The sequence below is a fragment of the Streptomyces sp. NBC_00637 genome, assembly GCF_045161545.1.
Classification (GTDB): domain Bacteria; phylum Actinomycetota; class Actinomycetes; order Streptomycetales; family Streptomycetaceae; genus Streptomyces.
Genome location: NZ_CP109046.1, coordinates 3,478,509 through 3,503,583, shown reverse-complemented (window position 1 = coordinate 3,503,583; position 25,075 = coordinate 3,478,509). Strand labels below are relative to the sequence as shown.

Here is a 25,075-nt window from a genome sequence, read left to right as displayed (position 1 = left end):
TAGGAATTTTCTCTTCTTTTCACACCAAAATCGTCGAACTCGGTTCAACCCGCGAACACCGGCCCGTGCACGGCGGCGCGGGCACGGCGGTACCAGCGCCAGCCGACCGTCTTCGGTCCGTCGCGGTACGGGGCCATCCGGGCCCCGGATCCGGCAAGCCAGTCACGGACATCGGCGACGGTGTGACCGCGGCGCACGATGAGCCGGGCGATGCGGTAGTGCTCGTCGCGGTCCGAACTGAGGGCGTGCCGTACGGCGGTGGCCGTCTCGTAGCCCGCGGCCGCCGCCGTGCGCCGTACCCGCCCGCTGTTGTAGCCGTGCGGATAGGCGAGATGACGGACCTGATGGCCGAGGGCGTTCTCCAACACCGAACGTGAGGAACGCAGTTCGTGCGCGAGTGCCCGGGGAGAGAGAGTGTCCAGCTGGGCGTGGGTGACGGTGTGGCTGCCGATCTCCATGCCGTACTGCTCGAGTCGGGCCGCCTGCTCCAGCGTCATCATCGGCGCGGGCGGCAGCAGGCTGCGTCCGCCGCGGGTGATCGCTCCGGTGGTGAGATAGGCGGTGGCGGGCAGGCCGCGGCCGGCCAGCGCCTCGGCCGTCGCACCGGGCAGATCGGCGAAGCCGTCGTCGAAGGTGAGCAGCACCGGCCGGGGCGGCAGCGGCGCCCGCCCCGCGAGGTGGTCGGCGAGCGCGCTGATCGTGACGGGCGTTCGGCCGCTGTCCACGACGGCGTCCAGGTGCTCGCCGAACTGCTTCGGGCTGACGGTGAACTCGGCGATCCAGGCGGGCGGTTCCTCCATCACGGCGTGATACAGAAACACCGGGAAGCCGTTACCGCCGCTGGCCCTGTCCCTCTCCGTGTCCCGGCCGCTGCTCCCGCCCGCGTTGTCGTCGGCGGTTCTGTGCGCGGACGCCGTCATCGTGCGGCACCTCGCAACGCGCGCCGGGCGCGCAGATAGCCCACCGGCCCGTAGAGCATGCCGCGCCGCTGGAGCCGGGAGAGCCGGGCGGGCCAGGCGTGGTTCCGGGCGTCGTGGCCGCCGGGCGCGCCGTCCGCCGCGGGCTCCGCCTCCCGGCTCGCCGTCAGCGCCCGAGCGTGGGCGAGGCCCCGGGGCAGCCGGGCCAGGAACGCCGGCAGCAGACCGGGCCGGTTGACGAGGATCGCCGTGAGGTAGGCGGTGAGGCCGGCACCGTAGCCGTACGCCTGGGTCTCGAGGTCCCGCCAGGTCTCCCGGTGGTGGTGCCAGACCAGGGCCAGCGGGGTGTAGTGCAGCCGGTGGCCCCCGACGAGGACCCGGACGAACCCGTAGAGGTCGTCGCCGCCCCGCGCGAGTGTCCCCGCGCCGGTCGCGGGGTCGAAGCCGCCGACCGCCCGCAGTACCTCCGTACGGAAGGCCATGCTGGCGCCGGAGCCGAAACGGCCCGCGGTGAACGGGAACAACGGCTCGTCGGCGGGCGGGTCCAGCGGGTCGTAGGTGCGGGCCGTGAACCCCTTGGCGAAGCCGCCGTGGCTCTCCAGGAGCACCTGGGCAGGGGTCCGCAGCCGGGCCGGCAGGATCAGGCCGGTGACGCAGCCGAGGCCCGGGTCGGCGGTGAACGGCGCGGTGAGTTCCGTGAGCCAGCGCGGATCGGCCACGACGTCGTCGTCGGTGAAGGCGATCACCTCGCCGTAGGCGGACTCGACGCCCTTGTTGTGTGCGACGGCGAGTCCGGGCGCCGGTTCGGTGACGTACCGCACGCGCTCGGCGTACTTGCGCTCGACCAGGTCCCGGGTGGCGTCCGTCACCGGCGCGTTGTCGACGACGACGATCTCGAAGTCCGGGTGATCCTGGGCGAGCAGCGAGTCGAGGGCCTGGGCGAGCTTCTCGACGCGCTCACGCGTGGCGACGACGACGGTGGTGAACGGGACGGCGACGGCCGGGGCGATCGGGCTGGTCGCCCCGTGCGGGCCGATCGGGGCGCCGGCGTGCGGGTCGGTCGGGGCGGTGGCGGTCGAGGCGGCCACCCCGTGCGCGGGCCCCGCCCCAGGCCCCGGCTCGAACCCCCGCCCGGATCCCCGCCCGGAACCAGGCCCCGGCTCAGACCCCCGCCCAGACCCCGGCCCCGCCTCCGCGGAAGGCGGCCCGGAAGGCGGCCCGGAAGGCGGCCCGGATGCCGACCGGCGCAGGGCCAGACCCAGCAGGACGGTCTTCGGGTCCGCGCCCTCCGGTACCAGGCCGAGCAGTGTCCCGATCGGCCGCCCGCCCCGCCTGACCAGCACGAACACCTCGCCGTGCGTGACGGGCGGGCTGCCCGGCCCCGGTCTGAGGACACCCCCGTCGTCCAGTTCGAGCTCGGCGACCTGCACCGGCCCGATGTCCAGGAACCTCTGAATCTCCCGCTGTGCACGTGCAGCGCGGTACATGAACCCCCCTTGTTTCACGCCGTCTCACGCCGTCTCACGCCCGTCACGTCGGCCGGCCGACGCCGCCCGTCACGATCGGCGCAGTCGGCCCGCGCCCTTCAAGGTCCGTGCGGCCGCCGCGGCCAGCCTCGGCCGGTTGCGCACGAAGTGATGCGCGCGGCGGGACGGCTCACGGCTGAGCCAGTACAGCGCGGCGCCCACTCCCGGACGCGACCACGCTCCCTCGTACACGGGGAGTTCCCCGGTCTTGAGCGAGTCCTTGTACTCGGCCGCGCCCCGCCCCAGGTCGAGCAGGCCGATGCCCTCGGCGGCGGCCGACTCGGCCATCCGCAGATGCAGGACCAGGCCGGGCGAGAACTTCGCGAACTCCGGTTCGTACGAAGGGAACCAACAGGCCAGCACGGTCGACGAACGCAGTCCGAAGTGCGCGGCGATCGGCCGGTCACCGGCGTAGAGGACGGAGAGCGTGCCGGAGCACTCCGGCGCGCGCGTCCCGGCGAGCGCGTCCACGAGCCGGGTGATCCACTCCTGTGCGAACCGGTCCCGGCGGCCGGTCCTGCGGTACTGCGCGGACTTCCACGCCATGAGCGTGCGCAGGGCGGCCGGATCGCGTTCGTCGAACACGAACCGCAGCTCCCCGACCTGGCGGCCGAGCCTGCGCTCCTTGGCGAGAGTCGTCTTCAGGAACTTCGGCGACTGAGCGCGCAGCACGGACTCATAGGTCTCGTAACCCTTTTCGACGTCGATGACATAGGAGGCGTACTCCTCGGCCGCGTGCGCGGTGAACAGCCCCTGCTCCGCCTCCAGGTTGTCGAAGGCGAAGCTCGACAGGGCACACGCCCGCATCAGTTCGTCGGCGTTCAGCCCGAGACCCGGGGCCAGTACCGCGCCCTGCGCGTCCGAGACGCCGTACGCGAGGGCCTGGCCCTGTCCGAGCCGGCCCCGTTCGTGGGGCAGGAAGCCGACCGGCTCACGCCCCTCGTACACCACCGCCACCCGTGAGCGTGGCCGCACCAGGCCCACGGCGTCGGTGAACTCCGGTTCCATGAAGGGGTTTCGCGGAAGCGTCGACGCGGCACGCAGCGCGCGCCACCGCTCCCTCTCCCCCTCGCCGAGGTCCTGCGGCCTCAGCACACGAATGCGCCCACTGCTCAACCTGACCCCCCGATCAAGTCCCCCCTGGACACCTGGACGGTACCGCTCCACCTGGCCATCGCGGTAGGTAGCGTCGCATGTTGTTGCCAACCGGTGCAGAGGCCTTTAACCGTCCGCTACCCGGCGATGTGCCAGAAAGCTGTTTCATCGAGTCGTTCGGCAACCAGTCGTGAGCCTGGCGGACAAGGGGAGTTGGCAGAACAGGACAGGACGTGAACGTCGTCCGGTTCGCGTCGAACCCGGGGGGCCCGGGATCCGTATTCTCTGATCATGGCCGCACCCACCGCATATGCCGAGCGCACCGCGTACTCCCTCATCGCCACCGACCTGGACGGGACGCTGCTCCGCGGCGACGACACCTTCTCCGACCGGTCGCTCGACGCACTCGCGCGGGTGGCGGCCGTCGGCGCACGCCATCTGGTGGTGACGGGACGGCCCGCGCCCCGGGTGCGCCCGCTGCTCGACCGGCTGCACAGCAGGGGGCTCGCGGTGTGCGGCCAGGGCGCGCAGTTGTACGACGCCGGCGCGGACCGACTGCTGTGGTCGGTCACCCTGGACCGGGAGCTGGCCGAGACCGCGCTCGGCAAGATCGAGGCGGAGGTCGGGCAGTTGTACGCGGCCGTCGACCAGGACGGCGTCGACGGGCTGACGCTCATCGAGCCGGGCTACCGCATGCCGCACCCGACGCTGCCCGCCCTGCGGGTCGGCCGGCGGGACGACCTGTGGTGCGAGCCGATCAGCAAGGTGCTGTTGCGCCATCCCACGCTGTCCGACGACGAGTTGGCGTCGACGGCCCGCTCGGTGGTCGGCTCGCTGGCCACGGTCACCATGTCGGGGCCGGGCACGGTCGAACTCCAGCCCTGCGGGATCACCAAGGCGACGGGTCTGGCCCTGGCCGCCGAACACCTGGGGCTGCGGCCCGAGGACACCGTCGCCTTCGGGGACATGCCCAACGACATCCCCATGTTCGACTGGGCGGCTCGTGGAGTGGCCATGGCCAACGCCCATCCGGAGCTGAAGGCGGTGGCCGACGAGGTGACGACGTCGAACGAGGACGACGGCGTGGCCGTCGTCCTCGAACGACTGTTTCCGTAACCGGCTACCCGGCTACCGGACAGGGACTACCGGCTACCGGGAGCCCTGTCGGCATCGCCGCCGGGGCGATCAGTACGCGCCGAACACGTTGTCGATCGAGCCGTAGCGCGCGGCCGCGTAGTTGCAGGCGGCGGTGATGTTCGCGACCGGGTCGTACGAGTCCCACGACGTGCCGTTCACGTGGTAGGCGCGGAAGGTCGGGTCGATGACCTGGAGCAGTCCCTTGGACGGGATGCCCGCGGCCGCGTTGGAGTCCCACAGGTTGATGGCGTTGGGGTTGCCCGAGGACTCGCGGATGACGTTGCGGTAGATGCCGTTGTACGTCCCCGGGATGCCGTGCTGCCCCATGACCTGGAGGGACGCCCGGATCCAGCCGTCGAGGTTGTTGGCGTAGCCGAGGCTGGTGGCCGTGGAGACGGTCGGCGTCGCCGCGGAGGCGGTGGTCGCCCCGAGGACGGGGAGGGCGAGCACGGCCGCGCCGGTGGCGGCGACGGCGAGCGTGCGGACGAGACGGTTGCGGCGCGGCTGAGCGGCAGCGGGCATGACGAATTTCCTCTCCGGCGCCTGCGAGGTGAGCTGTCGGGTTCGGGCGGGAGCTGCCCGGTCGCGTCCTGACGGTCGCGGCTTGACCCCTAGCCGTACGGCCTGTCCGAAACGTCTTGCATATCCAAGACATCCGGAAATCCGTTTCGGCGACTTACCTGGTTCCCCCGCTCCTGCCGAGCGGTATCGATGGGTGTTCGGGCGGCGGCAGGATTCGGCGTTCCGCCCGACAGGTCGGGAACGTATGCGAGAGCACATGTCCGGAACAAGTAGCGGATTCACAGATCACCCCTATTGACCTTGGTCTGTGGCCTATGGGGTGCTTGATCCTTTGTGGGTGCAAACCTTCAACTTGCTTGGGGGGTGCGGAGAATCGGTGAAGGGCGACGGTGAACCGGATCTTCGCGCCGAGTGAGCCAACTCACCGGCATCCACAAGAGTGTCGAATCGGGCATTAAGCCCAACTCATCGTTTAAGGAATGGCCATGGGGCGCGGAAAGGGAAAGTCCGCCGTCGCGCCCGACGCGTCGCGGGGGAGAGGGGGGTGAAAGCGTGATCGTCGTCACGCGGAGAGAGGGTGGCCGGGCTCGTTCCGGGCGGCGTGCACCCCGTCCGGGACATGAATCCCCGCTTCCCGGAAACTCTCTCCATGTCCGCTCATATGAGCTGATCAACAACATAACGGGCATGATCAGACGGTGCCTGGCCTGCGGGGCGCCCCCCGGACGCCCTCCGGAGGCCTTCCGGGCGCCCCCGGGCGAGTCCGGAGCGAGTCCATTCGAGCCCGCGGGACGTGGGGGCTATCGGTGATCGAAACGTGACCGGATACGCTGACTTGAGTGATGGCAGAGACCTATCGACAAACCGCGTAATCGCCGGTAGACACCAGCAGACAGGAGACCCCTCGTGACCGTCGTCGGGCCGTTCGGGCTGAGCGTGCGGGACCAGGCTCTGGAAGCCGATGTCCAGGCCGGATTGGCGGCTGTCGAGGAAGGTTTGCTCGAGGCCACCAAGAGTGAGGTCCCCTTCATCACGGAGGCCGCCCAGCACCTCGTACGCGCGGGCGGGAAGCGGTTCCGGCCGCTGCTCGTGGTGCTCGCGTCGCAGTTCGGGGACCCGTACGCGCCGGGCATCGTGCCGTCGGCCGTCGTGGTGGAGCTGACCCACCTGGCCACGCTGTACCACGACGACGTGATGGACGAGGCGGACGTGCGGCGCGGGGTGTCCAGCGCGAACACCCGCTGGGGGAACTCCGTCGCCGTCCTCACGGGTGACTTCCTCTTCGCGCGTGCCTCCCACATCCTGGCCGACCTGGGGCCGGAGGCGGTGCGGGTGCAGGCGGAGGCGTTCGAGCGGCTGGTCACCGGACAGATCCTGGAGACCGCGGGGCCGACGGACGGGCGCGACCCGGTCGACCACTACCTCGACGTGCTCGGTGGCAAGACCGGCTCACTGGTGGCGGTGGCCTGCCGGTTCGGGGCGATGATGTCCGGCGCCGACGATACGGTCGTCGACGTGCTCACGCAGTACGGCGAGCGCCTCGGCGTCGCCTTCCAGCTGGCGGACGACGTCCTGGACATCGCCTCCGACTCGCACGAGTCGGGCAAGACGCCGGGCACGGACCTGCGCGAGGGTGTCCCCACGCTGCCCGTGCTGCGGCTGCGGGAGCGGGCGGCGCGGCTGTCGCTGCCCGAGGACATCGCCCTGTGCGAGCTGCTGGACTCCGACCTGACCGACGACGCCCGGCACACCGAGGCACTGGAGGCGCTGCGGGCCCACCCGGCGCTGGAGCAGGCCCGCCGGGACACCGTGCGGTACGCGAAGGAAGCGCGGTCCGCGCTGGCGCCGCTGCGCGAGTGCGACGCGAAGGCGGCGCTGATGGAACTCTGCGACGCGGTGGTCCACCGGGCGGGCTGACCCCGGGGACCCCTACGGGTCGGATGCCGGCTCGTCATCTCGTGTCATACCGCAGGCGTATGTGGAGTTGAGCCCTCGGGCTGACGCTTACCCATGGCTGATTTGGTCAGATGGGAACCACGGAAAACACCACTCCTCACCGATTCGGGTGAGAATGGCGGCTTGGGGTGGGGACGTGCAAGCGTGAGATGACCAGCCGCCGCCGACGACGGAGGTAAGGCACACATGGCACCGAAGGCATCCGACGACACCACGACCGGCGGGGCGTCGACCGGCGCGGAAGCCGACGACCTGCGCCTCGGACGGCGCAAGGCCGCGCGGTACATCGTCCCGGTCACCGTGATCGGTGTCGCGGCGGCGACGATCGGGCTGGTCCCGGCGCTCGCCGACTCCGGCGACCCCGACCTGCCGAAGATCACCGCACAGCAGCTCCTCGACAAGATCGCCGCGTCCGACGTGCAGCAGCTGTCCGGAACGGTGAAGATCAGCACCGATCTCGGGCTGCCCGACCTCGGGGGACTGGAGAGCGGGCTCCTCTCGGGGGCCGCGGGGCAGGGCGGTGACGGTTCGTCCGCCGACCCGTCCACCAAGCTCACCGAGCTCGCCGCCGGCACGCACACCCTGCGCGTCGCCGCCGACGGCCCGGACCGGCAGAAGCTCTCGCTGCTGGAGAACGCCGCCGAGTACAGCGTCGTCCACAACGGCAAGGACGTGTGGGGATACGACAGCGCGTCCAACGAGGTCTACCACTCGACCGCAGACGAGAGCTCCGGCAAGGGTTCGGGCAAGGACTCCGGAAAGGCGGAGACCCCCGTCCCCGCCACGCCCGGAGAGCTCACCGAGGACGCGCTGAAGGCGGTCGACGACACGACCTCCGTGACCGTCGACGGCACCGTCCAGGTCGCCGGCCGTGACGCCTACAAGCTGCTGGTCAAGCCGAAGCAGTCCGGTTCCACGGTCGGCGCGATCAGTGTGGCCGTGGACGCGAAGACCGGCCTGCCGCTGAAGTTCACGCTGACCCCGGCGAGCGGCGGCGCCGCCGTCGTGGACGCCGGCTTCACCCAGGTCAGCTTCGCCAAGCCCGCCGCGTCCACCTTCGACTTCACCGCCCCCAAGGGCGCGAAGGTCACCGAGGGCGACGAGGCCGGGAAGAGCGCCCCCGGTCACTCGGAGAAGTCCGACGACCTCGCGAAGGACCTCGAAGGCATCGGGGGCGTCGAGGGCGAGGACGGCTTCGGCGGCCTCGGCGGACCCGACGTCCTCGGCGAGGGCTGGACGTCCGTCGCCGTCTTCGACACCGGGGGCGAGGGCGTGCCCTCGGGCGCGGAGGCAGGCGGCGACCTCGGCGGCTTCCTCGGTTCCTTCGGCGACAAGGTGACCGGCAAGTTCGGCTCCGGCACCGTCTTCTCGACCCGCCTGATCAACGCCCTGATGACGGACGACGGCAAGGTCTACGTCGGCGCGGTCACCAAGGACGCCCTGGTGAAGGCGGCGAACGCGGCGAAGTAGGCCGAGCGGCCGAACGCGGGCGGCCGAGCGGCCGAGGCATGCGAGGCGGCCGTTCGGTGAAGTGATGAAGTGGTGGAGCGGGTGAAGCGGGGCGGAGGCCGGCCCACGGACACCGGAGACCGGGAAGCCGGAGGGGAAGCCGTATGGGGGAGTCAGTGCGGGAACCCGTACGGGAGCCCGTGGACGACGACGCCGTCATCCACACCCGCGCCCTCACCAAGCGTTACCGCGGCGGGCAGCTCGCCGTGGACGGCCTCGACCTGACCGTCCCGGCGGGCAGCGTCTTCGGCTTCCTCGGCCCCAACGGCTCCGGCAAGACCACCACCATCCGCATGCTGATGGGACTCATCGAACCCACGGCCGGCTCGGCCCGCGTCCTGGGGCAACCCATGCCGCGGGCCACGCGCGCCGTCCTGCCCCACGTCGGGACGCTCATCGAGGGTCCCGCCCTCTACGGCTTCCTCTCCGGCCGGGACAACCTCCTGCGCTACGACGCCGCCGACCCGACCGCCGATCCGCGCACCCGGCGTGCGCGGGTGTCGGCGACGCTCGAACGGGTGGGCCTGACGGCCGCCGCGGGCAAGAAGGCGAAGGCGTACTCCCTCGGTATGAAACAGCGCCTGGGCCTCGCCGCCGCCCTTCTCCAGCCCCGTCGGCTGCTCGTCCTCGACGAGCCGACCAACGGCCTGGACCCGCAGGGCATGCGGGAGATCCGCTCCCTGATCCGGGAGCTGGCGGCGGAGGGCACGACCGCCTTCCTCTCCTCGCACCTGCTCGACGAGATCGAGCAGGTCTGCACGCACGCGGCGGTGATGGCGCAGGGCCGGCTGCTCGTCCAGGGCCCGGTGGCCGACCTCGCCGCGGGGACCCGCGGCCGGCTGGTCGTGACGACCCCGGACCCGGCCGACGCGGCCCGGGTGCTCAAGGAGCAGGGGGCGGACGACGTCGTCCTCGGCGAGGACCGGGTGAGCGCAGAGGCCCCGCCCCCGGACCGTGACCTCGCGGACCTGAACGCCGCGCTGGTGACGGCGGGTGTCCGGGTGCGCGGCTTCGCCGTCGAGCGGGCCTCCCTGGAGGACGCGTTCGTGGCTCTCACCGGGGAGGGATTCGATGTCGCGGGCTGACACGGCGGACGACCGGAGCCGGGAGCCGGCACCCACCTCGGCACCGACGCAGGCATCGGGCCGGACGCCGACGTCGACACAGGCCTCGTCACCGGCGCGGACGGTGCGGTGGACCTGGACCTTCGGGCTGCTCCGCAGCGAACTGCTGACCACCTTCCGACGCTGGCGGACCCTCGCGCTGCTGGGCGTGCTGGCGGCCGTGCCGGTCCTGGTCGGGATCGCCGTGAAGATCGAGACGAGCGACGGCTCGTCCGGCGGACGCGGCGGGGGAGGGGGCGGCGGCGAGGGACCGGCGTTCATCTCGCAGGTCACCAACAACGGCCTGTTCCTCGTCTTCACCGCGCTGGCCGTGACGCTGCCGTTCTTCCTGCCGATGGCGATCGGCGTCATCGCGGGCGACTCGATCGCGGGCGAGGCGAACGCGGGCACGCTCCGCTACCTGCTGGTCGCGCCGGCCGGCCGCACCCGTCTGCTGCTGGCCAAGTACGCGACCGTCATGATCTTCTGCCTGGTGGCGACGCTGGTGGTCGCGGTCTCGGCGCTGACGGTCGGGGCGCTGCTCTTCCCGCTGGGCGATCTGACGACGATCTCCGGCACCCGGATCGGCTTCGGCGACGGGCTGCTGCGGGCCCTGCTGATCGCCCTGGTCGTCGCCGCCTCCCTGACCGGCATCGCGGCGCTCGGACTGTTCGTCTCCACCCTCACCGGCAGTGGCATCGCGGCCATGGCGACGACGGTGGGTCTGCTGATCACGGTCCAGATCCTCGACCAGATCCCGCAACTGCACGCCCTGCAGCCGTACTTCTTCTCCCACCACTGGCTGTCCTTCGCCGACCTCATGCGTGAGCCGGTCTACTGGGACGACCTGGAGAAGAACCTCGGCCTCCAGGCCCTGTACGCGGCCGTCTTCGGCTCGGCGGCCTGGGCACGCTTCACGACGAAGGACGTCACGGCGTAGGACGTCGGGCGCACCTCGCCGAGGTCGACGCCGGCGTGCCCCGTAGGTCTCAGCCGGTTTCGTACAGGAAGCGGGCCGCCGGCGTCTCTCCCGCGAAGAACGTCTTCGCGCGCGTCAGCGCCTCCGTGTCCTTGAGGACGTCACCGGGCTTGCTGCCGTTGCCGAGCAGCACCCCGCCGAAGGACATCCCCATGTACGCGGCCGAGTTGTTGAGCGTCCCGACGAGCGGATCGGCGACCACGGGCCGGTCGTCCGCGAGCGCCGTGACACCCCAGAGGGTGTGCCCGGCGAGCGCCGCCTTGAAGCCGAGGCCGGGGGTGCGCAGCCAGCCCGCCCAGTGGTCCAGGTAGCGCTTGGTCTGGCCGGAGACCGAGTACCAGTACAGCGGGGACGCGATCACGATGTCCGTCGCGGCGAGCGTGGCGTCGAGCAGCAGGGCCGCGTTGCCCTCGGTGGGGCGGACGCGGTCGCTGTCGTGCCGCTGGTCCTCGAAGTCGGGCAACGGATGCCGGGCCAGGCTGATCCACGTCTGCTCGACGTCGGAGGGCAACTGCTCGGCGGCCGCCCGGGCCAGCAACTCGGTGTTGCCGTCCGGACGGCTGCTGCCCAGCACGAACAGGAAACTGCGACGGGTCATGATCGCTCCCCCAGGTAGTCGGCGTACGACGATATTCTGCACCTGCATTATATGTGTACGCAAGTATTCTCCCAGGGTCTACGCCTCGACGCTCTCGACGGCCTCGGCGGCTCGGGCGGCTGCCAGGAGCGCCGGCTCCCCGCCGTGGGCCGCGACCATGTGCAGCCCCAGCGGACAGCCGTCCGCGCCGAGGCCCGCCGGGATGCTGATCGCCGGATGCCCGCTCAGGTTGAAGGCCCAGGTGAGCGCGGTCGAGTACCGGTCGCCCGGGCCCTCGTGACCGTGCGCGGCGTTCGGGGTCGTCGGGGTCAGCAGCAGGTCTGCGCGGGCGAAGAGGTCGGCGAGCAGACGGTCGTTCGCGCTCCGGACGCGTTCGGCCGCACGGACGTCCGAACCGGGGGTGCGCAGCGCGAGCCAGGCCGGGGCGGGGTCCGCCAGCCGCAGGGGCGCGTCGCACGGCGGAAGCAGCCGTACGACGCCTGCCGCGGCCAGCCGCCCGGCGGCGGCCCGGGCCGCCGCGAGCGGCCCCGGATCGGGATCGGCGAAGCCGAGGTCGGCGGAGAAGACGGCGACAGGCGAGGCGGACCCCGGAGACGGGACGGGATCCGGAGAGCGGACAGACTCCGGCCGGGCGGCGGGATCCGCCCGATCCGCCCCTGCCGTCGGCGCCATCACCCGCCAGTACGCCTCGGCGTCCGCCGCGTGGTGGACGAGGACGCCGGGCGCCGCAAGCCCCGTACGGTCCCGGGAGGCCGGTGACGCTCCTTCCCCCCGCGGTGGTCGGCGGTTCGTCGGCCGGTCGTTCGTGGTCTTCAGGCCGGTCACACCGCACCACGCGGCCGGGATCCGCACCGAGCCCGCGCCGTCGCTGCCGGTCGCCAGGGGGACCAGGCCCGCGGCCACCGCCGCCGCGGACCCGGCCGAGGAGCCGCCCGGCGTGCGGTCGGCGCGCCAGGGGTTGACGGTCCGGCCGTGGGCGCCGAGGCCCCAGGTCTGCCAGGGGGTGCCGGGCCCCGGTACGGCCGTCGCCCCCACCGGCACGCATCCGGCCGCGATCAGCGGGCCCGCCGTCCGCAGCCCGTGCCGCCCCTTCACGCCGATCGGCACCCCGGCCAGCGGCAGCCGCTCGCCCGCGGCGGCCCGGGCGTCGACCGCGCGCGCCCACGCCCGCGCCCTGTCCTCCCACACCTCGGCGAAGGCGCACAGCGACCGGTCGACGCGTGCGATCCGTGCGAGCGCCTCGTCCGTCACGTCCACGGCCGACAGCCGCCCCGCCCGCACGGCCGCCGCGATCTCCACGGCCGGCGGCCACGCCAGGGGCCCGGGCCGCACCCCGTCCTCCCCCGCCCGCTCAGCGGGCCCCGGTGAGCCGGGACAGGGGTTCCGTCTCGCGTGGCGGGTTCCCGCCCAGTTCGCCGAGACGCCAGTTCGTCACCCACGGGACGCGGTACACGTCGACGACCGACTCGATCACCCGTACCCGCTGGACGAGGGGCCGGGGCAGCCGGCCCGGCGCGTCCGCGACGAGCACCACCGCGTCCAGGTCGAGCCCTCGCGGAGCCTCCCCGTGCCGGAAGACCTCCAGGGTGCGCAGGACGGAGTCGAGTCCGGCCGCGTGGGTGCGGGCCACCAGCAACACGGATGGGGGATCCCCGGCGCCGGGCCACGCGCGTCCGCAGTCGTGGCCGCCGAAGACGGCGGCGAGCGTGGAGCCGCCGGCCCCGCCGTGCGTGGCGACCCAGGAGAAGCGCCGGGGCCCGGCGGTGGAGGCGTACGGCACCGGTAGCGGATCCGGTGCGGCCACCGGCCCCCGGATCCAGATCTCCGGCCCCCGCTGCCCGTCCGTCGTCCCCATGACCGTGTCCCTCCCCGTCGTCGCCGTCGCTCCGGGACGCCCCTGATCATGGTGTTCCGGAGCCGCCCCGGGAGTGGGGCGTGGGTTCCTGGAACGAGGCTGTGACGTCGCGGTGACGCGCGGACCGGGAGCGCTCGGAGAGACTCAACAGTACGTGTCCACGTACACGTACCTGGACGACCGGATCGTGACGACGCATCCGAGTGAGGAACCGATGTCTCGACTCAGCCGCGAGAAGAAGCGGGAACAGAAGTACGCCGGCCCCACGGCCGTCGCGGTGGCACCGCTCGATGTCCATGTCCGCGGGGGCGCAGCGGCGACGATAGGCGGTGTCCCGGTCGTGGCGGCCGACGGCGAGGAGATCCAGCGCGCCGTCCTGAGCCACCTCCACCGCATCGCCCTCGCCACCGGCCGGCCGGTCCTCGCCACGGTCCACGACGAACGCATCGGTTACGTCGTCGCCCTGCGCGTGGAACAGGACGGTTCCAGCCACTTCACGGCGGACCCCCTGCGCACGGGCGCGGCCCCGTCGGCGGCGGCACGGCAGGAGACGGCACCGCACACGCGGAGCTCCGAGCCCGCCGACCCGCCCGCGCCGGTCACCGCCCCGGCCGCCCCGCCCGCAACCGTCGACCCGCCCGCGCCCGCCGCCGGCTCCGCGCCCGCCGCTCCCGCGCCTGCCGACACGCCCGTACCCGGGCCCGTGTCCGACGACGATCAGTCCGCTCGGCCGCGACGGGACAAGCCCACGCACTTCCTGCGCCCGGCGGCCGAGCCGGTGCGGGACGCGGCCCCGACGTTCCCGTTGCGCGCGGTGCCCGACCCGGAAGCGGAGCAGGGTGCCCGTCCGGCACCGGCGCCGGCAGCCACGCACGCGGGGGAGACCCCGGCGCCCGGCACGGTGGTCGCCCCCACGGGTGTGTTCGGCCCGCCCCCGACGATGGACGAGCAGCCGACCCCGGACACGGCCCCCGCCGCAGGCCCGGCCTCGGCCGCGACCGCGATCCTGACCCCGGTCTCCGCCCCGGCCCCGATCCCGCTGCCGCTCCCGACGCCCGCCTCCACCCCCACGCCCGCCACCAGGTCCGGCTCCGCGCCCACCCCCTTCCTCCCCTACGACCTCGTCTCCGACGCCGTCCTCGACCCGAACACCAAGCCCACCCCCGCCCGGGGCTTCGACGCGGTCGCGGAGGCGGTGCTCGGGGACGACCCCCGTACCCTCCACGGCGACGGTGGCTCCCCGGCCCTCCTCGCGGAACCGCTCGCGCGGATCAACGAGGCCGTGCGGGCGGGCCGTACGGACAACGCGGCCGCACTCGCGGAGCAGACCGTGCTGGAGGCGTCCGGAACGCTGGGACCGGAGCACCCCGAGGTGCTCCGGCTGCGTGAACTCACCGCCTACATCGCCTACTTGGCGGGCGACCCGCTGCGCGCCTTCCACACCTCCCTCGACCTGGTCCGCATCAGCCGCCGCACCCGGGACGCGGAGGCCGCGTACGGCAACGTCCAGAGCGCGGCCGCGGCCTGGCGTGCCGTACGCGATCCCCTGCAGGGACTGAACCTGGGGACCGAACTCCTCGGCCTGTGGACGGAGCTCACCACGGAGGAGGGCCCGGCCGCCGACGACGTCGAGGAGTTGGAGTCGGCCCGCGCGCGCATGCTCCGGCTGGCCGAACGCGCCCGGAAGTCGGGCGCGTAGCGGCCGCCCGGCCGGTCAGGAGGACAGGGTCCAGACCGCGTACGCCAGTGCGTCCGCGTTGCGGTCCAGGGCCGTGCCGTCGATGTTGGCCGAGGTGTCGCAGGAGGAGTGGTAGCAGCGGTCGAAGGCACGTCCGGCCGTACCGCCCCACTTGGCCGCCTGCGCCGCCGTCTTGAGGTAGTCGGCGCCGCTGAACAGGCCGCCCACCGGTACGCCCGCGTTCTTGAAGGGGGCGTGGTCGGAACGGCCGTCGCCCTCGGTCTCGATCTCCGTCGGGACGCCGAGGCCGGTGAAGTAGTCCTTGAAGGTCTTCTCGATGGCCGGGTCGTCGTCGTAGACGAAGTAGCCGGGGTTCGGCGAGCCGATCATGTCGAAGTTCAGGTAGCCGCTGATGCGGGCCCGGTTCGCCGCGGTGAGGCTGTTGACGTAGTACCGGGACCCGACCATGCCCAGCTCTTCCGCGCCCCACCAGGCGAACCGCAGGTGTTTGGTGGGGTGGTAGCCGGCTCTGGACACCGCCAGTGCCGTCTCCAGGACGGCCGCCGAGCCGGAGCCGTTGTCGTTGATGCCGGGCCCCGCGGTCACGGAGTCCAGGTGGGACCCGGCCATCAGTACCTGGCCGGTGTCGCCGCCGGGCCAGTCGGCGACGAGGTTGTAGCCGGTGCGGCCTGAGGAGGTGAACTGCTGGATGGTGGTGGCGTATCCGGCGGCGTCCAGCTTGGCCTTCACATAGTCGAGCGACGCCTTGTAGCCGGTACGGCCGTGCGCCCGGTTGCCGCCGTTGGCGGTGGCGATGGACTGCAGCTGGGTCAGGTGGGCCTTGACGTTGGCCACCGGGATGTCGGGAGCGGCGGCGATCGCCCCGGGTTCGGGGGCGGGGGCCGCCCCGGCTATGGATCCGGTGGCGAGCAGGGTGACGGCCGCGACGACGGAGGTGACCGTCGCCCGCCCGGAAACGGGGAGCTTCATGGTGGGGGGCTCCAGATTCCAGCGGGACACCCGTAGGCGACCGTCGAGCACCTGGACGCCCACAGGTAATCCACAGTGAATGGGGTGACTGGATGGTGAAGCCGGGGCCAACACTCCGTCAAGAGCGCTATCCGGACAGCGGGTTCACATACCGAAGCCTCTCGTTGCCCTCAGTGCACGCAGAACTCGTTGCCCTCCGGATCCGCCATGACCACCCACTGCCCGGACGGCTCCTTCACCTCTCGCAGCACGCTCGCCCCCAGCGCCGTCAGCCGCTCGACCTCCCCGGCGCGCAGCCCCGCGCCGGGATGCAGATCGAGATGGAGCCGGTTCTTCACCGTCTTGGCCTCGGGGACCCGCTGGAACAGCAGCCGGCGCCCGAGCCCGGTCCCGCTGTCCGGGTCGTACGGGTCGTCGGGGTGACGTACGGCGATCAGGTCCCTGAAGGCCGGGCGGCCGTGGAACTCCAGCGTCGCCGCCCCCGGCAGCGCGCCGAGCTCCAGCAGTCGCTCGATCAGCGCGCTGTTGTCCTCGACCTCGTAATGCAGCGCGCCGGCCCAGAAGTCGGCCTGCGCGTGCGGGTCGGCCGAGTCGACGACGAGCTTCCAGTGCACGGGCGTGGGCGCGGCCTCGGGTGCCGCGGATGTCTCGGTCATGCAGCCACTTCTAGCAGGCCTGCCCCGGCTCGGCCCGCCGCGCGCCGCACTCCGTCCGGAACGGCCGGACCGGACCGCCGCGTTCCGCTCCGAACGGCGGTGACGGCGGTGACGAGTGCGACGGCCGTGACGGCCGTGACAGGGGTGGCGGTGCGATGGTGACAGCGGTGGCGGCGACCTACGGCTGGGCGAGGGGAGAGACTCCCGCCTCCGGGGCGGGGGCGCCGGGCACGGCGGAGGCGGCGGCGACGCCGGCGGCGGCAGCGTCGCCGACGACGCCGGGAGTCACGCTCTCCGCCTCCCGAACGGACCCTGTAGTCCCCGTAGTACCCGTGATCCCCGTAGCCCCCGTCGTCCTGGGAGTACCCGTCACGCCCGTCACGCCCGTCGCGCCGGGCGTCTTGGACCTGCTCTCGGCGATCGCGGGGCCGAGCGCGCGGGCCGCCCGGCGGGAGGTGCGCAGCGCGTCGCCGGTGAGCAGCACCAGTGCCAGCCACACCAGCGCGAACCCGGCCCAGCGCTCGGGGGGCATGGCCTCGCCGAAGTAGAGGACGCCGAGCAGGAACTGGAAGACCGGCGCCAGGTACTGGAGCAGACCCAGCGTGGACAACGGCACGCGGATCGCCGCCGCGCCGAAGCAGACGAGGGGGAGCGCGGTGACGATGCCGGTGGAGGCGAGCAGGGCCGCGTGTCCGGTGCCCCCGGTCGCGAAGGTGAGGCCGCCGTGCGCGGACAGCCACAGCAGGTAGCCCAGCGCGGGCAGGAACTGGACGGCGGTCTCGGCGGCCAGCGACTCGACCCCGCCGAGGTTGACCTTCTTCTTCACCAGTCCGTAGGTGGCGAAGGAGAAGGCGAGGGTGAGGGAGATCCACGGCGGGCGGCCGTAGCCGATGGTGAGGACGAGCACCGCCGCGAAGCCCACGCCGACCGCCGCCCACTGCGCGGGCCGCAGCCGTTCCTTGAGGATCAGCACGCCCATGGCGATGGTGACCAGCGGGTTGATGAAGTACCCGAGGGACGCCTCGACGACGTGGCCGCTGTTCACGGCCCAGATGTAGACGCCCCAGTTCACGGTGATGACGGCCGCGGCGATCACGACGAGGGCGAGCCTGCGCGGCTGGCGCAGCAGCTCGCCGGCCCACGCCCAGCGCCGTACGACGAGCAGCGCGACCGCGACGAAGGCGAGGGACCACACCATGCGGTGGGCGAGGATCTCGGTCGCCCCGGCCGGCTTGAGCAGGGGCCAGAACAGGGGGACCATGCCCCACATCCCGTAGGCGGCGAGGCCGTTCAGCAGCCCTGTCCGGCCCTCACTCTTCGACGTCCCGGCCACGGGCCCCTCCTTCTCACGTCAGGCATGCGTGGACGAAGGTAACGCCGAGCACCCCCGTCTGTCATGCCCGTATCGCCATACGGTCATGACAGGCAGGGGTGGGTGAGACGGCTGTGGCGCGAGGGCTCTCCGGGAAGGGAGTGTCAGCCCTTCAGTGCGACCGCTATCGCCTCGGCGAGCGGGGTGGTCGGGCGGCCCGCGAGCCGGGACAGGTCGCCGCCGGTGACGACCAGCTCGCCCTTCTCGATCGACGCGTCCACGCCGACCAGGATCGTGGCGAACGCCTCGGGCAGCCCGGCGCCGGTCAGGATGCCGGTGAGCACCTCGCCGGGCACGGAGTTGTAGGAGATCTCCTTGCCGGTCTGGCGGCTCAGTTCCGCCGCGTACTCGGCGAAGCTCCACGCCTCGTCGCCGCCCAGCTCGTACGTCTTGTTCTCGTGCCCCTCGCCGGTCAGGACGGCGACGGCGGCCGCCGCGTAGTCGGCGCGGGAGGCGGAGGAGACCCGGCCCTCGCCGGCGGCGGCGACGACCGCGTTGTGCTCCAGCACCGGGGCCAGCTGCTCGGTGTAGTTCTCGTGGTACCAGCCGTTGCGCAGCAGCGTGTACGGCACACCGGAGGCGAGCAGCGCCTTCTCGGTGGCGCGGTGGTCGTCCGCCAGCGCCGCGCTCAGACTGCCCGGCGCGCTGGTGTACGCGAGGAGCGCGACCCCGGCCGCCTTCGCGGCGTCGATCACGACCTGGTGCTGGGTCGGGCGGCCCTTGTCGAACTCGTTGCCCGAGATCAGCAGCACCTTGTCGCCGGAGGCGAAGAGGCTGCCGAAGGTCTCGGGGGCGTTGTAGTCGGCGACGGCGAGGCGCACGCCGCGGGCCGCGAGGTCGGCGGCCCTGGCCTCGTCGCGTACGACGGCCGTGATGTGCTCAGCCGGAACCTTCTCCAGCAACTGCTCCACGACGTGACGGCCGAGGTGTCCGGTGGCTCCGGTGACGACGATGCTCATGGGTCAGAACTCCTAGTGGGGGGCTGTGGGTCTGACACCGACCTTAGGGGAAGCGCTAACCAAGCGAAAGTACCCACTTTGAAGTAAGGTACTGGCATGACGGTAAGTATGCAGGTGGGCGCCGCTGAAGCGGAGGGCATGTGCCCCTACCGCCTCGTCCTGGAACATGTCACCAGCCGGTGGGGTGTTCTCGTGCTGATCGAGCTGCTCGACCGCTCGTACCGGTTCAGCGAGCTGCGCCGGGCGATCGGCGGGGCCGGCCGGCCGGTCAGCGAGAAGATGCTCACCCAGACCCTCCAGACCCTCGAACGCGACGGCCTGGTGCACCGCGACGCCAAGCCGGTCATCCCACCGCGCGTCGACTACTCCCTGACCGACCTCGGCCGCGAGGCCGCCGAGCAGGTGCGCGCGCTCGCCCTGTGGACCCACACCCGGATGCCGGATGTGGAGCAGGCCCGCCGGACATACGACGAGGCCCGGGAACTCCGCTCCCGGGCCTCGTGAACCGCTCCGCCGCGATCGGCGCCCGCCTCAGCCGACGACCGTCCAGGTGTCCCCGCCCGCCAGCAGCGCGGCGAGGTCGCCCTTGCCGTGCTGCTCGATCGCCGCGTCCAGCTGGTCCGCCATCTGGGTGTCGTAGACCTGTCGTTCCACCGAGCGCAGCACGCCGATCGGCGTGTGGTGCAGGGTGTCCGGGTCGGCCAGTCGGGACAGCGCGAAGGCGGTGGTCGGGGACGCGGCGTGCGCGTCGTGGACCAGGATCTCCGCCTCGTTCTCCTCGGTCACCGTGACGACCCGCAGATCACCGCTCGCCCGGTCGCGCACGACACCCCGCGCGCGGTCCGCCCCGAACCGGATGGGCTGCCCGTGCTCGAGCCGGATCACCGCGTCCTCGGCCGACTGCCGGTCCTTGAGCGCCTCGAACGCGCCGTCGTTGAAGATGTTGCAGTTCTGGTAGATCTCGACCAGCGCGGTGCCGGGGTGGGCGGCGGCCTGGCGCAGCACCTCCGTCAGGTGCTTGCGGTCGGAGTCGATGGTCCGTGCCACGAACGACGCCTCCGCGCCGAGCGCCAGCGACACCGGGTTGAAGGGCGCGTCCAACGAGCCCATCGGCGTCGACTTGGTGATCTTGCCGATCTCGGAGGTGGGCGAGTACTGCCCCTTCGTGAGCCCGTAGATCCGGTTGTTGAACAGCAGGATCTTCAGGTTCACATTGCGCCGCAGGGCGTGGATCAGATGGTTGCCGCCGATGGACAGCGCGTCCCCGTCGCCCGTGACCACCCACACGCTCAGGTCCCGCCGGGAGGCGGCGAGACCGGTCGCGATGGCCGGCGCCCGCCCGTGGATGGAGTGCATGCCGTAGGTGTTCATGTAGTACGGGAAGCGTGACGAGCAACCGATGCCCGACACGAAGACGATGTTCTCCTTGGCCAGCCCCAGCTCCGGCATGAAGCCCTGGACGGCCGCGAGGATCGCGTAGTCACCGCAGCCGGGGCACCAGCGCACTTCCTGATCGGACTTGAAGTCCTTCATGGACTGCCGGGCCACGGCCTTGGGGACGAGCGAGAGTGCCTCGATCGTGCCCGTGCCCTGGGTCGAGGTCTCAGCCATCGATGGCCTCCTTGAGGGTCGCGGCGAGCTGCTCCGCCTTGAACGGCATGCCGTTGACCTGGTTGTACGAGCGGGCGTCGACCAGGTACTTCGCCCGTACGAGGGTGGCGAGCTGGCCGAGGTTCATCTCCGGGACGACGACCTTGTCGTAACGCTTCAGCACCGCGCCCAGGTTGCGCGGGAACGGATTGAGATGCCGCAGGTGGGCCTGTGCGACGGCCTCCCCGGCGGTGCGCAGCCGCCGTACCGCGGCGGTGATCGGCCCGTAGGTGGAACCCCAGCCCAGCACCAGGGTGTCCGCCCCGTGCGGGTCGTCGACCTCGAGGTCGGGGACGTCGATGCCGTCGATCTTGGCCTGGCGGACGCGGACCATGAAGTCGTGGTTGGCGGGGGAGTAGGAGATGTTCCCGGTCCCGTCCTCCTTCTCGATCCCGCCGATACGGTGTTCGAGCCCCGGCGTGCCCGGCACCGCCCACGGCCGGGCCAGGGTCTGCGGGTCCCGCTTGTACGGCCAGAAGACCTCGCTGCCGTCGTCCAGGGTGTGGTTGGGCCCCTGGGCGAACTGCACGGCCAGGTCCGGGAGCTCGTCCAGCTCCGGGATCCGCCAGGGCTCGGAGCCGTTGGCGAGGTAGCCGTCGGACAGGAGCATCACCGGCGTGCGGTAGGTGAGCGCGATCCGGGCCGCCTCCAGCGCCGCGTCGAAACAGTCGGCGGGCGTGCGGGGCGCGACGATCGGCACCGGCGCCTCGCCGTTGCGCCCGAACATGGCCTGCAACAGATCGGCCTGCTCGGTCTTGGTCGGCAGGCCGGTCGACGGGCCGCCCCGCTGGATGTCCACGATCAGCAGCGGCAGCTCCATCGACACCGCGAGCCCGATGGTCTCGCTCTTCAGCGCCACCCCGGGCCCGGAGGTGGTGGTGACGGCGAGGGACCCCCCGAAGGCCGCCCCCAGCGCCGCGCCGATCCCCGCGATCTCGTCCTCGGCCTGGAACGTCCGCACGCCGAAGTTCTTGTGTCTGCTGAGTTCGTGCAGGATGTCGGAGGCCGGCGTGATCGGGTACGAGCCCAGAAACAGTGGCAGATCGGCCTGCCGCGAGGCGCTGATCAGCCCGTACGCCAGAGCCAGATTCCCCGAGATGTTGCGGTAGGTGCCGACGGGAAACGCTTTCGCGGCCGGGGCGACCTCATAACTGACGGCGAAGTCCTCGGTCGTCTCGCCGAAGTTCCACCCGGCACGAAAAGCGGTGAGGTTGGCGGCCGCGATGTCGGGCTTCTTCGCGAACTTCGACTTCAGGAACTTCTCGGTGCCCTCGGTGGGCCGGTGGTACATCCATGACAAGAGGCCGAGCGCGAACATGTTCTTGCTGCGCTCGGCCTCTTTACGGGTGAGGTCGAATTCCTTGAGTGCCTCGACGGTCAGGGTGGTCAGCGGGACCGGATGGAGCTGGTAACCGTCGAGGGACCCATCCTCCAGCGGCGAGGCCGCGTACCCCACCTTCTGCATCGCCCGTTTGGTGAACTCGTCCGTGTTGACGATGATCTCCGCGCCGCGCGGCACATCGCCGATGTTGGCTTTCAGCGCCGCCGGATTCATGGCGACCAGCACATTGGGCGCGTCACCCGGAGTGAGGATGTCGTGGTCGGCGAAGTGCAGCTGGAACGAGGAGACGCCGGGGAGGGTCCCGGCGGGCGCGCGGATCTCGGCGGGGAAGTTGGGCAGGGTGGAGAGGTCGTTGCCGAACGACGCGGTCTCCGAGGTGAAACGGTCGCCGGTGAGCTGCATACCGTCACCCGAGTCGCCCGCGAACCTGATGATCACCCGGTCGAGACGACGGACGTCCTTCGTCGCACCCGGTTTGCGCTGTTCTCCCACGACGGTCCCGTCGGCTCCGTCGGTTCCGTCGGCCTGTTCCGCTGGGCTGCTGACCTGACTGGTCACTGAACTGGACCTCCCTCGAGGTGGCTGTCCCGGACGGCCTTCCCAAAGGCCGTCCACGGATCAACCCTACGTCTGTAAGGGTCGCCTTACCTCGGCCATTCGTATGACGGTTCGCTGTCCCCGAGACGGCCCGGCACCCCCGCTTTTCATGATTTCCCGCCGCCCGGCGCGATTCCGGTAGACGCTCCGGATCACACCACGGTTCCGCACCACTTGTTCGCCGCCTTCACCGAGTTCCCCGGCTCGACGAAAGGCACAGTGCCATCTCGCTACGAATTGAGATAGGTGAGGACCGCCAGTACCCGGCGGTGATCCCCGTCACTCGGCGACAGGCCGAGCTTCAGGAAGATGTTGCTGACGTGCTTCTCCACGGCCCCGTCGCTGACGACCAGCTGCCGGGCGATCGCGGAGTTCGTCCGCCCCTCGGCCATCAGCCCCAGGACCTCCCGCTCCCGCGGGGTGAGGTTGGCCAGCACATCCTGCTTCCTGCTCCGTCCGAGCAGCTGCGCGACGACCTCCGGATCGAGGGCGGTACCGCCCTGCGCGACCCGCACCACGGCGTCCACGAACTCCCGCACCTCTGCCACGCGGTCCTTCAGCAGATATCCGACCCCGCGACTGGAACCGGCCAACAGTTCGGTGGCGTACCTCTCCTCCACGTACTGCGACAGCACCAGCACGCCGAGCCCGGGATGCGCCCTGCGCAGTTGTACGGCGGCCCGCACGCCTTCGTCCGTGTGCGTCGGCGGCATCCGCACGTCCGCGACGACGACATCGGGCAGCGCTCCCTCGTCGCCGAGCTCCGTAATGGTCTTGACCAGAGCGTCCGCGTCCCCGACCCCGGCCACCACCTCGTGCCCCCGGTCCGTCAGCAACCGGGTCAGCCCCTCCCGCAACAGCACCGAATCCTCGGCGATGACCACCCGCACCCTGTCCTCCACGATCCTCGGCCCCCCAGCCGTCCACCCGTTGGTAGAACCAGTCAAGCATTCCCGCGACGAACCCGTCTGCACACGGCCAAGGGTGCGACCCCGGAAAGAGAAAACCGGCCACGCGCCGAGTCGCCCGTCCGGGAGCGACCCCGGACGGGCGACGACGGGAAAGGCGACGACGGGAAAGGCGGCGACAGGCACGGGCGGCGACGGGGAGAGCGGCCGGGCTGGGTACAACGGCGGGGGTGGGCCACGGTGGGGTGGGCGCCACGGGTACGGGTGGCCGGCGACCCTCCTCCGACCCCTCCCTCAGACGCCGTGGCCGCGCCAGGGCAACTCCGCGGTCACCCGGGTGGGCCCACCCGCCGGCGAATCCACCACCAGGATCCCGTCCACCGCGTCCAGCCGCCCCGCGAGCCCGGCCAGCCCCGACCCCCCGCCGGAGGCGTCCGCTCCCCCCACCCCGTCATCCACCACCTGCAGCATCAACCGGTCCTCCACCCGCCACACGTCGACCGAGGCCGACCGCGCCCCACTGTGCTTGCTGATGTTCTGCAGCAACTCCGAGACGGTGAAGTAGGCGATCCCCTCGATCGCAGGCGCCGGCCGCTCCACCAGATCCACATCCACCCGCACCGGCACCGTGCACCGCGAGGCCACCGCCGACAGCGCCGCGTCCAGCCCCCGGTCCGTCAGGACCGCCGGATGGATCCCGCGCGCCAGGTCCCGCAGCTCCTGCAACGCCGTCTTCACCTCACCGTGTGCCTCGTCGACCATCCGCGCCGCCTCCCGCGGATCCTCGCGCAGCTTCTCCTTCGCCAGCCCCAGGTCCATCGCCAGCGCCACCAGCCGGGCCTGCGCCCCGTCGTGCAGGTCACGCTCGATACGCCGCAGGTCGGCGGAGGCCGTGTCCACCACGACCCCCCGGTCGGACTCCAGCTCCACCACCCGCGCGCCCAGCGACGACGGCCCGAGCAGCCCGTGCACCAGCAGCCGGTCCACCGTCGTCAGCGCCCGGACGATCCACGGCGTGGCCAGCGTGATCAACAGGCCGACCAGCGCCGTCACGGTGATCTCGAAGGGGTTGTCGAGGTAGACACTGTGCTGCTCGTCGCCGTACAGCTGCAGCCCGCCCTGACCGCCGTACAGGGGGAAGACCCAGAACCACAGCGGATAGGTGAGCATGGTCCAGCCGAACGACCACACGGTCACGGCGACGGCGAACGAGAACACCGCCCACGGGAACTGCACCACCGCGTACAGCGCCTGCCGCCACGACGTGCCGCTCTTGAGCACGGCGGCCATCCAGGCCATCGCGCCCCTGCCCCGGGGCCGCAACGGCTCGGGATCGGCCACCTCCAGGCCGAGCAGTCCGCGCGCCCGGGCCCGCTCCAGCGCTCCGAAGCCCCGGCCCGCGGCCAGTGCGGCCGCCAGCACCGGAATGCCGAGGAAGGTCACCAGCAGGCCGGCCCCCAGCGACAGCATCGTGATCATGAAGGTGAACAGCACGATGCCGATCGGCAGACCGAGCAGGACGTAGACGAGCTCCCGCCAGTGGCGCGCCGTGAGCGGCTCACGCAGGCCCGTCGGCAGCAGGTGACGGCGCCCGCCGTCCCGGCGCCCCTCCTGCGACCCGTACTCGTCATGGCGCCCGTACCGCCCGTACCGGTCGTGCTGCCCGTACTGCTCGTACTGCGTGGCCATCGGCGTCGTCCGTTCTGCTCGTCCCGCTCGTCGCGCG

At 71.8% G+C, this 25,075-nt stretch carries 22 protein-coding genes and 1 riboswitch; of the genes, 7 read left to right on the top strand and 15 right to left on the bottom strand.

Annotated elements, in window-relative coordinates:
• Positions 1 to 44 precede the first annotated feature (44 nt).
• The 3 genes from OG440_RS15155 to OG440_RS15145 form a co-directional block, all read right to left on the bottom strand.
• The gene (locus tag OG440_RS15155; protein ID WP_406011360.1) at positions 45 to 800 is read right to left on the bottom strand and encodes a polysaccharide deacetylase family protein; all 756 of its coding nucleotides are present in this window, start codon (positions 798 to 800) and stop codon (positions 45 to 47) included.
• A gap of 116 nt (positions 801 to 916) precedes the next feature.
• Positions 917 to 2,404 (bottom strand): glycosyltransferase, encoded by a 1,488-nt coding sequence (locus OG440_RS15150; RefSeq protein WP_406007357.1) that lies wholly within the window; start codon positions 2,402 to 2,404, stop codon positions 917 to 919.
• Between the two features lie 69 nt (positions 2,405 to 2,473).
• On the bottom strand, positions 2,474 to 3,538 hold the full coding sequence (locus OG440_RS15145; protein WP_406007356.1) for a GNAT family N-acetyltransferase: 1,065 nt from the start codon (positions 3,536 to 3,538) through the stop codon (positions 2,474 to 2,476).
• A 291-nt stretch (positions 3,539 to 3,829) separates the two neighbouring features.
• Here OG440_RS15145 and OG440_RS15140 point away from each other — a divergent pair, with 291 nt between their 5' ends.
• Positions 3,830 to 4,654, top strand: a complete 825-nt coding sequence (locus OG440_RS15140; protein ID WP_406007355.1) for an HAD family hydrolase — start codon at positions 3,830 to 3,832, stop codon at positions 4,652 to 4,654.
• A gap of 69 nt (positions 4,655 to 4,723) precedes the next feature.
• Here OG440_RS15140 and OG440_RS15135 read toward each other — a convergent pair whose 3' ends face one another.
• On the bottom strand, positions 4,724 to 5,197 hold the full coding sequence (locus tag OG440_RS15135; RefSeq protein ID WP_406007354.1) for a transglycosylase SLT domain-containing protein: 474 nt from the start codon (positions 5,195 to 5,197) through the stop codon (positions 4,724 to 4,726).
• Positions 5,198 to 5,200: 3 nt separating this feature from the next.
• Positions 5,201 to 5,427: riboswitch (cyclic di-AMP (ydaO/yuaA leader) on the bottom strand.
• A 676-nt stretch (positions 5,428 to 6,103) separates the two neighbouring features.
• Between OG440_RS15135 and OG440_RS15130 the strand changes: the two genes are divergently transcribed.
• The 4 genes from OG440_RS15130 to OG440_RS15115 all read left to right on the top strand — a co-directional run bounded on the left by OG440_RS15130 (position 6,104) and on the right by OG440_RS15115 (position 10,705).
• Positions 6,104 to 7,114 (top strand): polyprenyl synthetase family protein, encoded by a 1,011-nt coding sequence (locus OG440_RS15130; protein WP_406007353.1) that lies wholly within the window; start codon positions 6,104 to 6,106, stop codon positions 7,112 to 7,114.
• Between the two features lie 225 nt (positions 7,115 to 7,339).
• Entirely contained in the window at positions 7,340 to 8,623 is a 1,284-nt protein-coding gene (locus OG440_RS15125) for a LolA family protein (protein WP_406007352.1), read from the top strand.
• A gap of 143 nt (positions 8,624 to 8,766) precedes the next feature.
• The gene (locus tag OG440_RS15120; protein ID WP_406007351.1) at positions 8,767 to 9,747 is read left to right on the top strand and encodes an ABC transporter ATP-binding protein; all 981 of its coding nucleotides are present in this window, start codon (positions 8,767 to 8,769) and stop codon (positions 9,745 to 9,747) included.
• Entirely contained in the window at positions 9,734 to 10,705 is a 972-nt protein-coding gene (locus OG440_RS15115; RefSeq protein WP_406007350.1) for an ABC transporter permease, read from the top strand. Before OG440_RS15120 ends, OG440_RS15115 begins: the two co-directional genes overlap by 14 nt.
• Positions 10,706 to 10,754: 49 nt before the next feature.
• On the opposite strand, the gene OG440_RS15110 is transcribed toward OG440_RS15115, so the two are convergent.
• From OG440_RS15110 to OG440_RS15100, 3 genes are all read right to left on the bottom strand, one after another.
• A complete protein-coding gene (locus tag OG440_RS15110; protein ID WP_406007349.1) occupies positions 10,755 to 11,342 on the bottom strand; it encodes a flavodoxin family protein in 588 nt (195 codons plus the stop codon).
• Between the two features lie 78 nt (positions 11,343 to 11,420).
• A complete protein-coding gene (locus OG440_RS15105; RefSeq protein WP_406007348.1) occupies positions 11,421 to 12,674 on the bottom strand; it encodes an amidase family protein in 1,254 nt (417 codons plus the stop codon).
• Between the two features lie 19 nt (positions 12,675 to 12,693).
• Positions 12,694 to 13,197: a hypothetical protein gene (locus tag OG440_RS15100; protein ID WP_406007347.1), complete on the bottom strand. Its 504-nt coding sequence runs from the start codon at positions 13,195 to 13,197 to the stop codon at positions 12,694 to 12,696.
• A gap of 214 nt (positions 13,198 to 13,411) precedes the next feature.
• Here OG440_RS15100 and OG440_RS15095 point away from each other — a divergent pair, with 214 nt between their 5' ends.
• Complete coding sequence (locus tag OG440_RS15095) at positions 13,412 to 14,896, top strand: tetratricopeptide repeat protein (protein ID WP_406007346.1); 1,485 nt, start codon at positions 13,412 to 13,414, stop codon at positions 14,894 to 14,896.
• A 15-nt stretch (positions 14,897 to 14,911) separates the two neighbouring features.
• Here the strand turns inward: OG440_RS15095 and OG440_RS15090 are convergent, their stop codons facing one another.
• The 4 genes from OG440_RS15090 to OG440_RS15075 all read right to left on the bottom strand — a co-directional run bounded on the left by OG440_RS15090 (position 14,912) and on the right by OG440_RS15075 (position 18,852).
• The gene (locus OG440_RS15090; protein WP_406007345.1) at positions 14,912 to 15,865 is read right to left on the bottom strand and encodes a M28 family metallopeptidase; all 954 of its coding nucleotides are present in this window, start codon (positions 15,863 to 15,865) and stop codon (positions 14,912 to 14,914) included.
• 170 nt (positions 15,866 to 16,035) lie between these two features.
• On the bottom strand, positions 16,036 to 16,521 hold the full coding sequence (locus tag OG440_RS15085) for a VOC family protein (RefSeq protein WP_406007344.1): 486 nt from the start codon (positions 16,519 to 16,521) through the stop codon (positions 16,036 to 16,038).
• Positions 16,522 to 16,699: 178 nt separating this feature from the next.
• The gene (gene rarD, locus OG440_RS15080) at positions 16,700 to 17,854 is read right to left on the bottom strand and encodes an EamA family transporter RarD (protein ID WP_406007343.1); all 1,155 of its coding nucleotides are present in this window, start codon (positions 17,852 to 17,854) and stop codon (positions 16,700 to 16,702) included.
• A gap of 143 nt (positions 17,855 to 17,997) precedes the next feature.
• Positions 17,998 to 18,852 carry an SDR family oxidoreductase gene (locus tag OG440_RS15075; RefSeq protein WP_406007342.1) on the bottom strand — a complete coding sequence of 285 codons (855 nt, stop codon included), beginning with the start codon at positions 18,850 to 18,852 and terminating at the stop codon, positions 17,998 to 18,000.
• A gap of 108 nt (positions 18,853 to 18,960) precedes the next feature.
• On the opposite strand from OG440_RS15075, the gene OG440_RS15070 reads away from it, so the two are divergent.
• Positions 18,961 to 19,356 (top strand): winged helix-turn-helix transcriptional regulator, encoded by a 396-nt coding sequence (locus OG440_RS15070; protein WP_406011359.1) that lies wholly within the window; start codon positions 18,961 to 18,963, stop codon positions 19,354 to 19,356.
• Positions 19,357 to 19,383: 27 nt separating this feature from the next.
• Here OG440_RS15070 and OG440_RS15065 read toward each other — a convergent pair whose 3' ends face one another.
• The 4 genes from OG440_RS15065 to OG440_RS15050 all read right to left on the bottom strand — a co-directional run bounded on the left by OG440_RS15065 (position 19,384) and on the right by OG440_RS15050 (position 25,038).
• A complete protein-coding gene (locus OG440_RS15065) occupies positions 19,384 to 20,463 on the bottom strand; it encodes a 2-oxoacid:ferredoxin oxidoreductase subunit beta (RefSeq protein WP_406007341.1) in 1,080 nt (359 codons plus the stop codon).
• Positions 20,456 to 22,402, bottom strand: coding sequence for a 2-oxoacid:acceptor oxidoreductase subunit alpha (locus OG440_RS15060; RefSeq protein WP_406007340.1), 1,947 nt, complete (start codon positions 22,400 to 22,402; stop codon positions 20,456 to 20,458). The genes OG440_RS15065 and OG440_RS15060 overlap by 8 nt, the downstream gene beginning before the upstream one ends.
• A 269-nt stretch (positions 22,403 to 22,671) precedes the next feature.
• The gene (locus OG440_RS15055; RefSeq protein WP_406007339.1) at positions 22,672 to 23,343 is read right to left on the bottom strand and encodes a LuxR C-terminal-related transcriptional regulator; all 672 of its coding nucleotides are present in this window, start codon (positions 23,341 to 23,343) and stop codon (positions 22,672 to 22,674) included.
• A gap of 300 nt (positions 23,344 to 23,643) precedes the next feature.
• Entirely contained in the window at positions 23,644 to 25,038 is a 1,395-nt protein-coding gene (locus OG440_RS15050; RefSeq protein ID WP_406007338.1) for a sensor histidine kinase, read from the bottom strand.
• Positions 25,039 to 25,075: the final 37 nt, after the last annotated feature.

Bases quoted from the DNA above. Each gene is read 5' to 3' on its own strand.
- OG440_RS15155 (WP_406011360.1), bottom strand. From the start codon at position 800: ATGGAGGAACCGCCCGCCTGGATCGCCGAGTTCACCGTCAGCCCGAAG.
- OG440_RS15150 (WP_406007357.1), bottom strand. From the start codon at position 2,404: ATGTACCGCGCTGCACGTGCACAGCGGGAGATTCAGAGGTTCCTGGAC.
- OG440_RS15140 (WP_406007355.1), top strand. From the start codon at position 3,830: ATGGCCGCACCCACCGCATATGCCGAGCGCACCGCGTACTCCCTCATC.
- OG440_RS15135 (WP_406007354.1), bottom strand. From the start codon at position 5,197: ATGCCCGCTGCCGCTCAGCCGCGCCGCAACCGTCTCGTCCGCACGCTC.
- OG440_RS15125 (WP_406007352.1), top strand. From the start codon at position 7,340: ATGGCACCGAAGGCATCCGACGACACCACGACCGGCGGGGCGTCGACC.
- OG440_RS15120 (WP_406007351.1), top strand. From the start codon at position 8,767: ATGGGGGAGTCAGTGCGGGAACCCGTACGGGAGCCCGTGGACGACGAC.
- OG440_RS15115 (WP_406007350.1), top strand. From the start codon at position 9,734: ATGTCGCGGGCTGACACGGCGGACGACCGGAGCCGGGAGCCGGCACCC.
- OG440_RS15110 (WP_406007349.1), bottom strand. From the start codon at position 11,342: ATGACCCGTCGCAGTTTCCTGTTCGTGCTGGGCAGCAGCCGTCCGGAC.
- OG440_RS15100 (WP_406007347.1), bottom strand. From the start codon at position 13,197: ATGGGGACGACGGACGGGCAGCGGGGGCCGGAGATCTGGATCCGGGGG.
- OG440_RS15095 (WP_406007346.1), top strand. From the start codon at position 13,412: ATGTCTCGACTCAGCCGCGAGAAGAAGCGGGAACAGAAGTACGCCGGC.
- OG440_RS15090 (WP_406007345.1), bottom strand. From the start codon at position 15,865: ATGAAGCTCCCCGTTTCCGGGCGGGCGACGGTCACCTCCGTCGTCGCG.
- OG440_RS15085 (WP_406007344.1), bottom strand. From the start codon at position 16,521: ATGACCGAGACATCCGCGGCACCCGAGGCCGCGCCCACGCCCGTGCAC.
- OG440_RS15075 (WP_406007342.1), bottom strand. From the start codon at position 18,852: ATGAGCATCGTCGTCACCGGAGCCACCGGACACCTCGGCCGTCACGTC.
- OG440_RS15070 (WP_406011359.1), top strand. From the start codon at position 18,961: ATGCAGGTGGGCGCCGCTGAAGCGGAGGGCATGTGCCCCTACCGCCTC.
- OG440_RS15065 (WP_406007341.1), bottom strand. From the start codon at position 20,463: ATGGCTGAGACCTCGACCCAGGGCACGGGCACGATCGAGGCACTCTCG.
- OG440_RS15050 (WP_406007338.1), bottom strand. From the start codon at position 25,038: ATGGCCACGCAGTACGAGCAGTACGGGCAGCACGACCGGTACGGGCGG.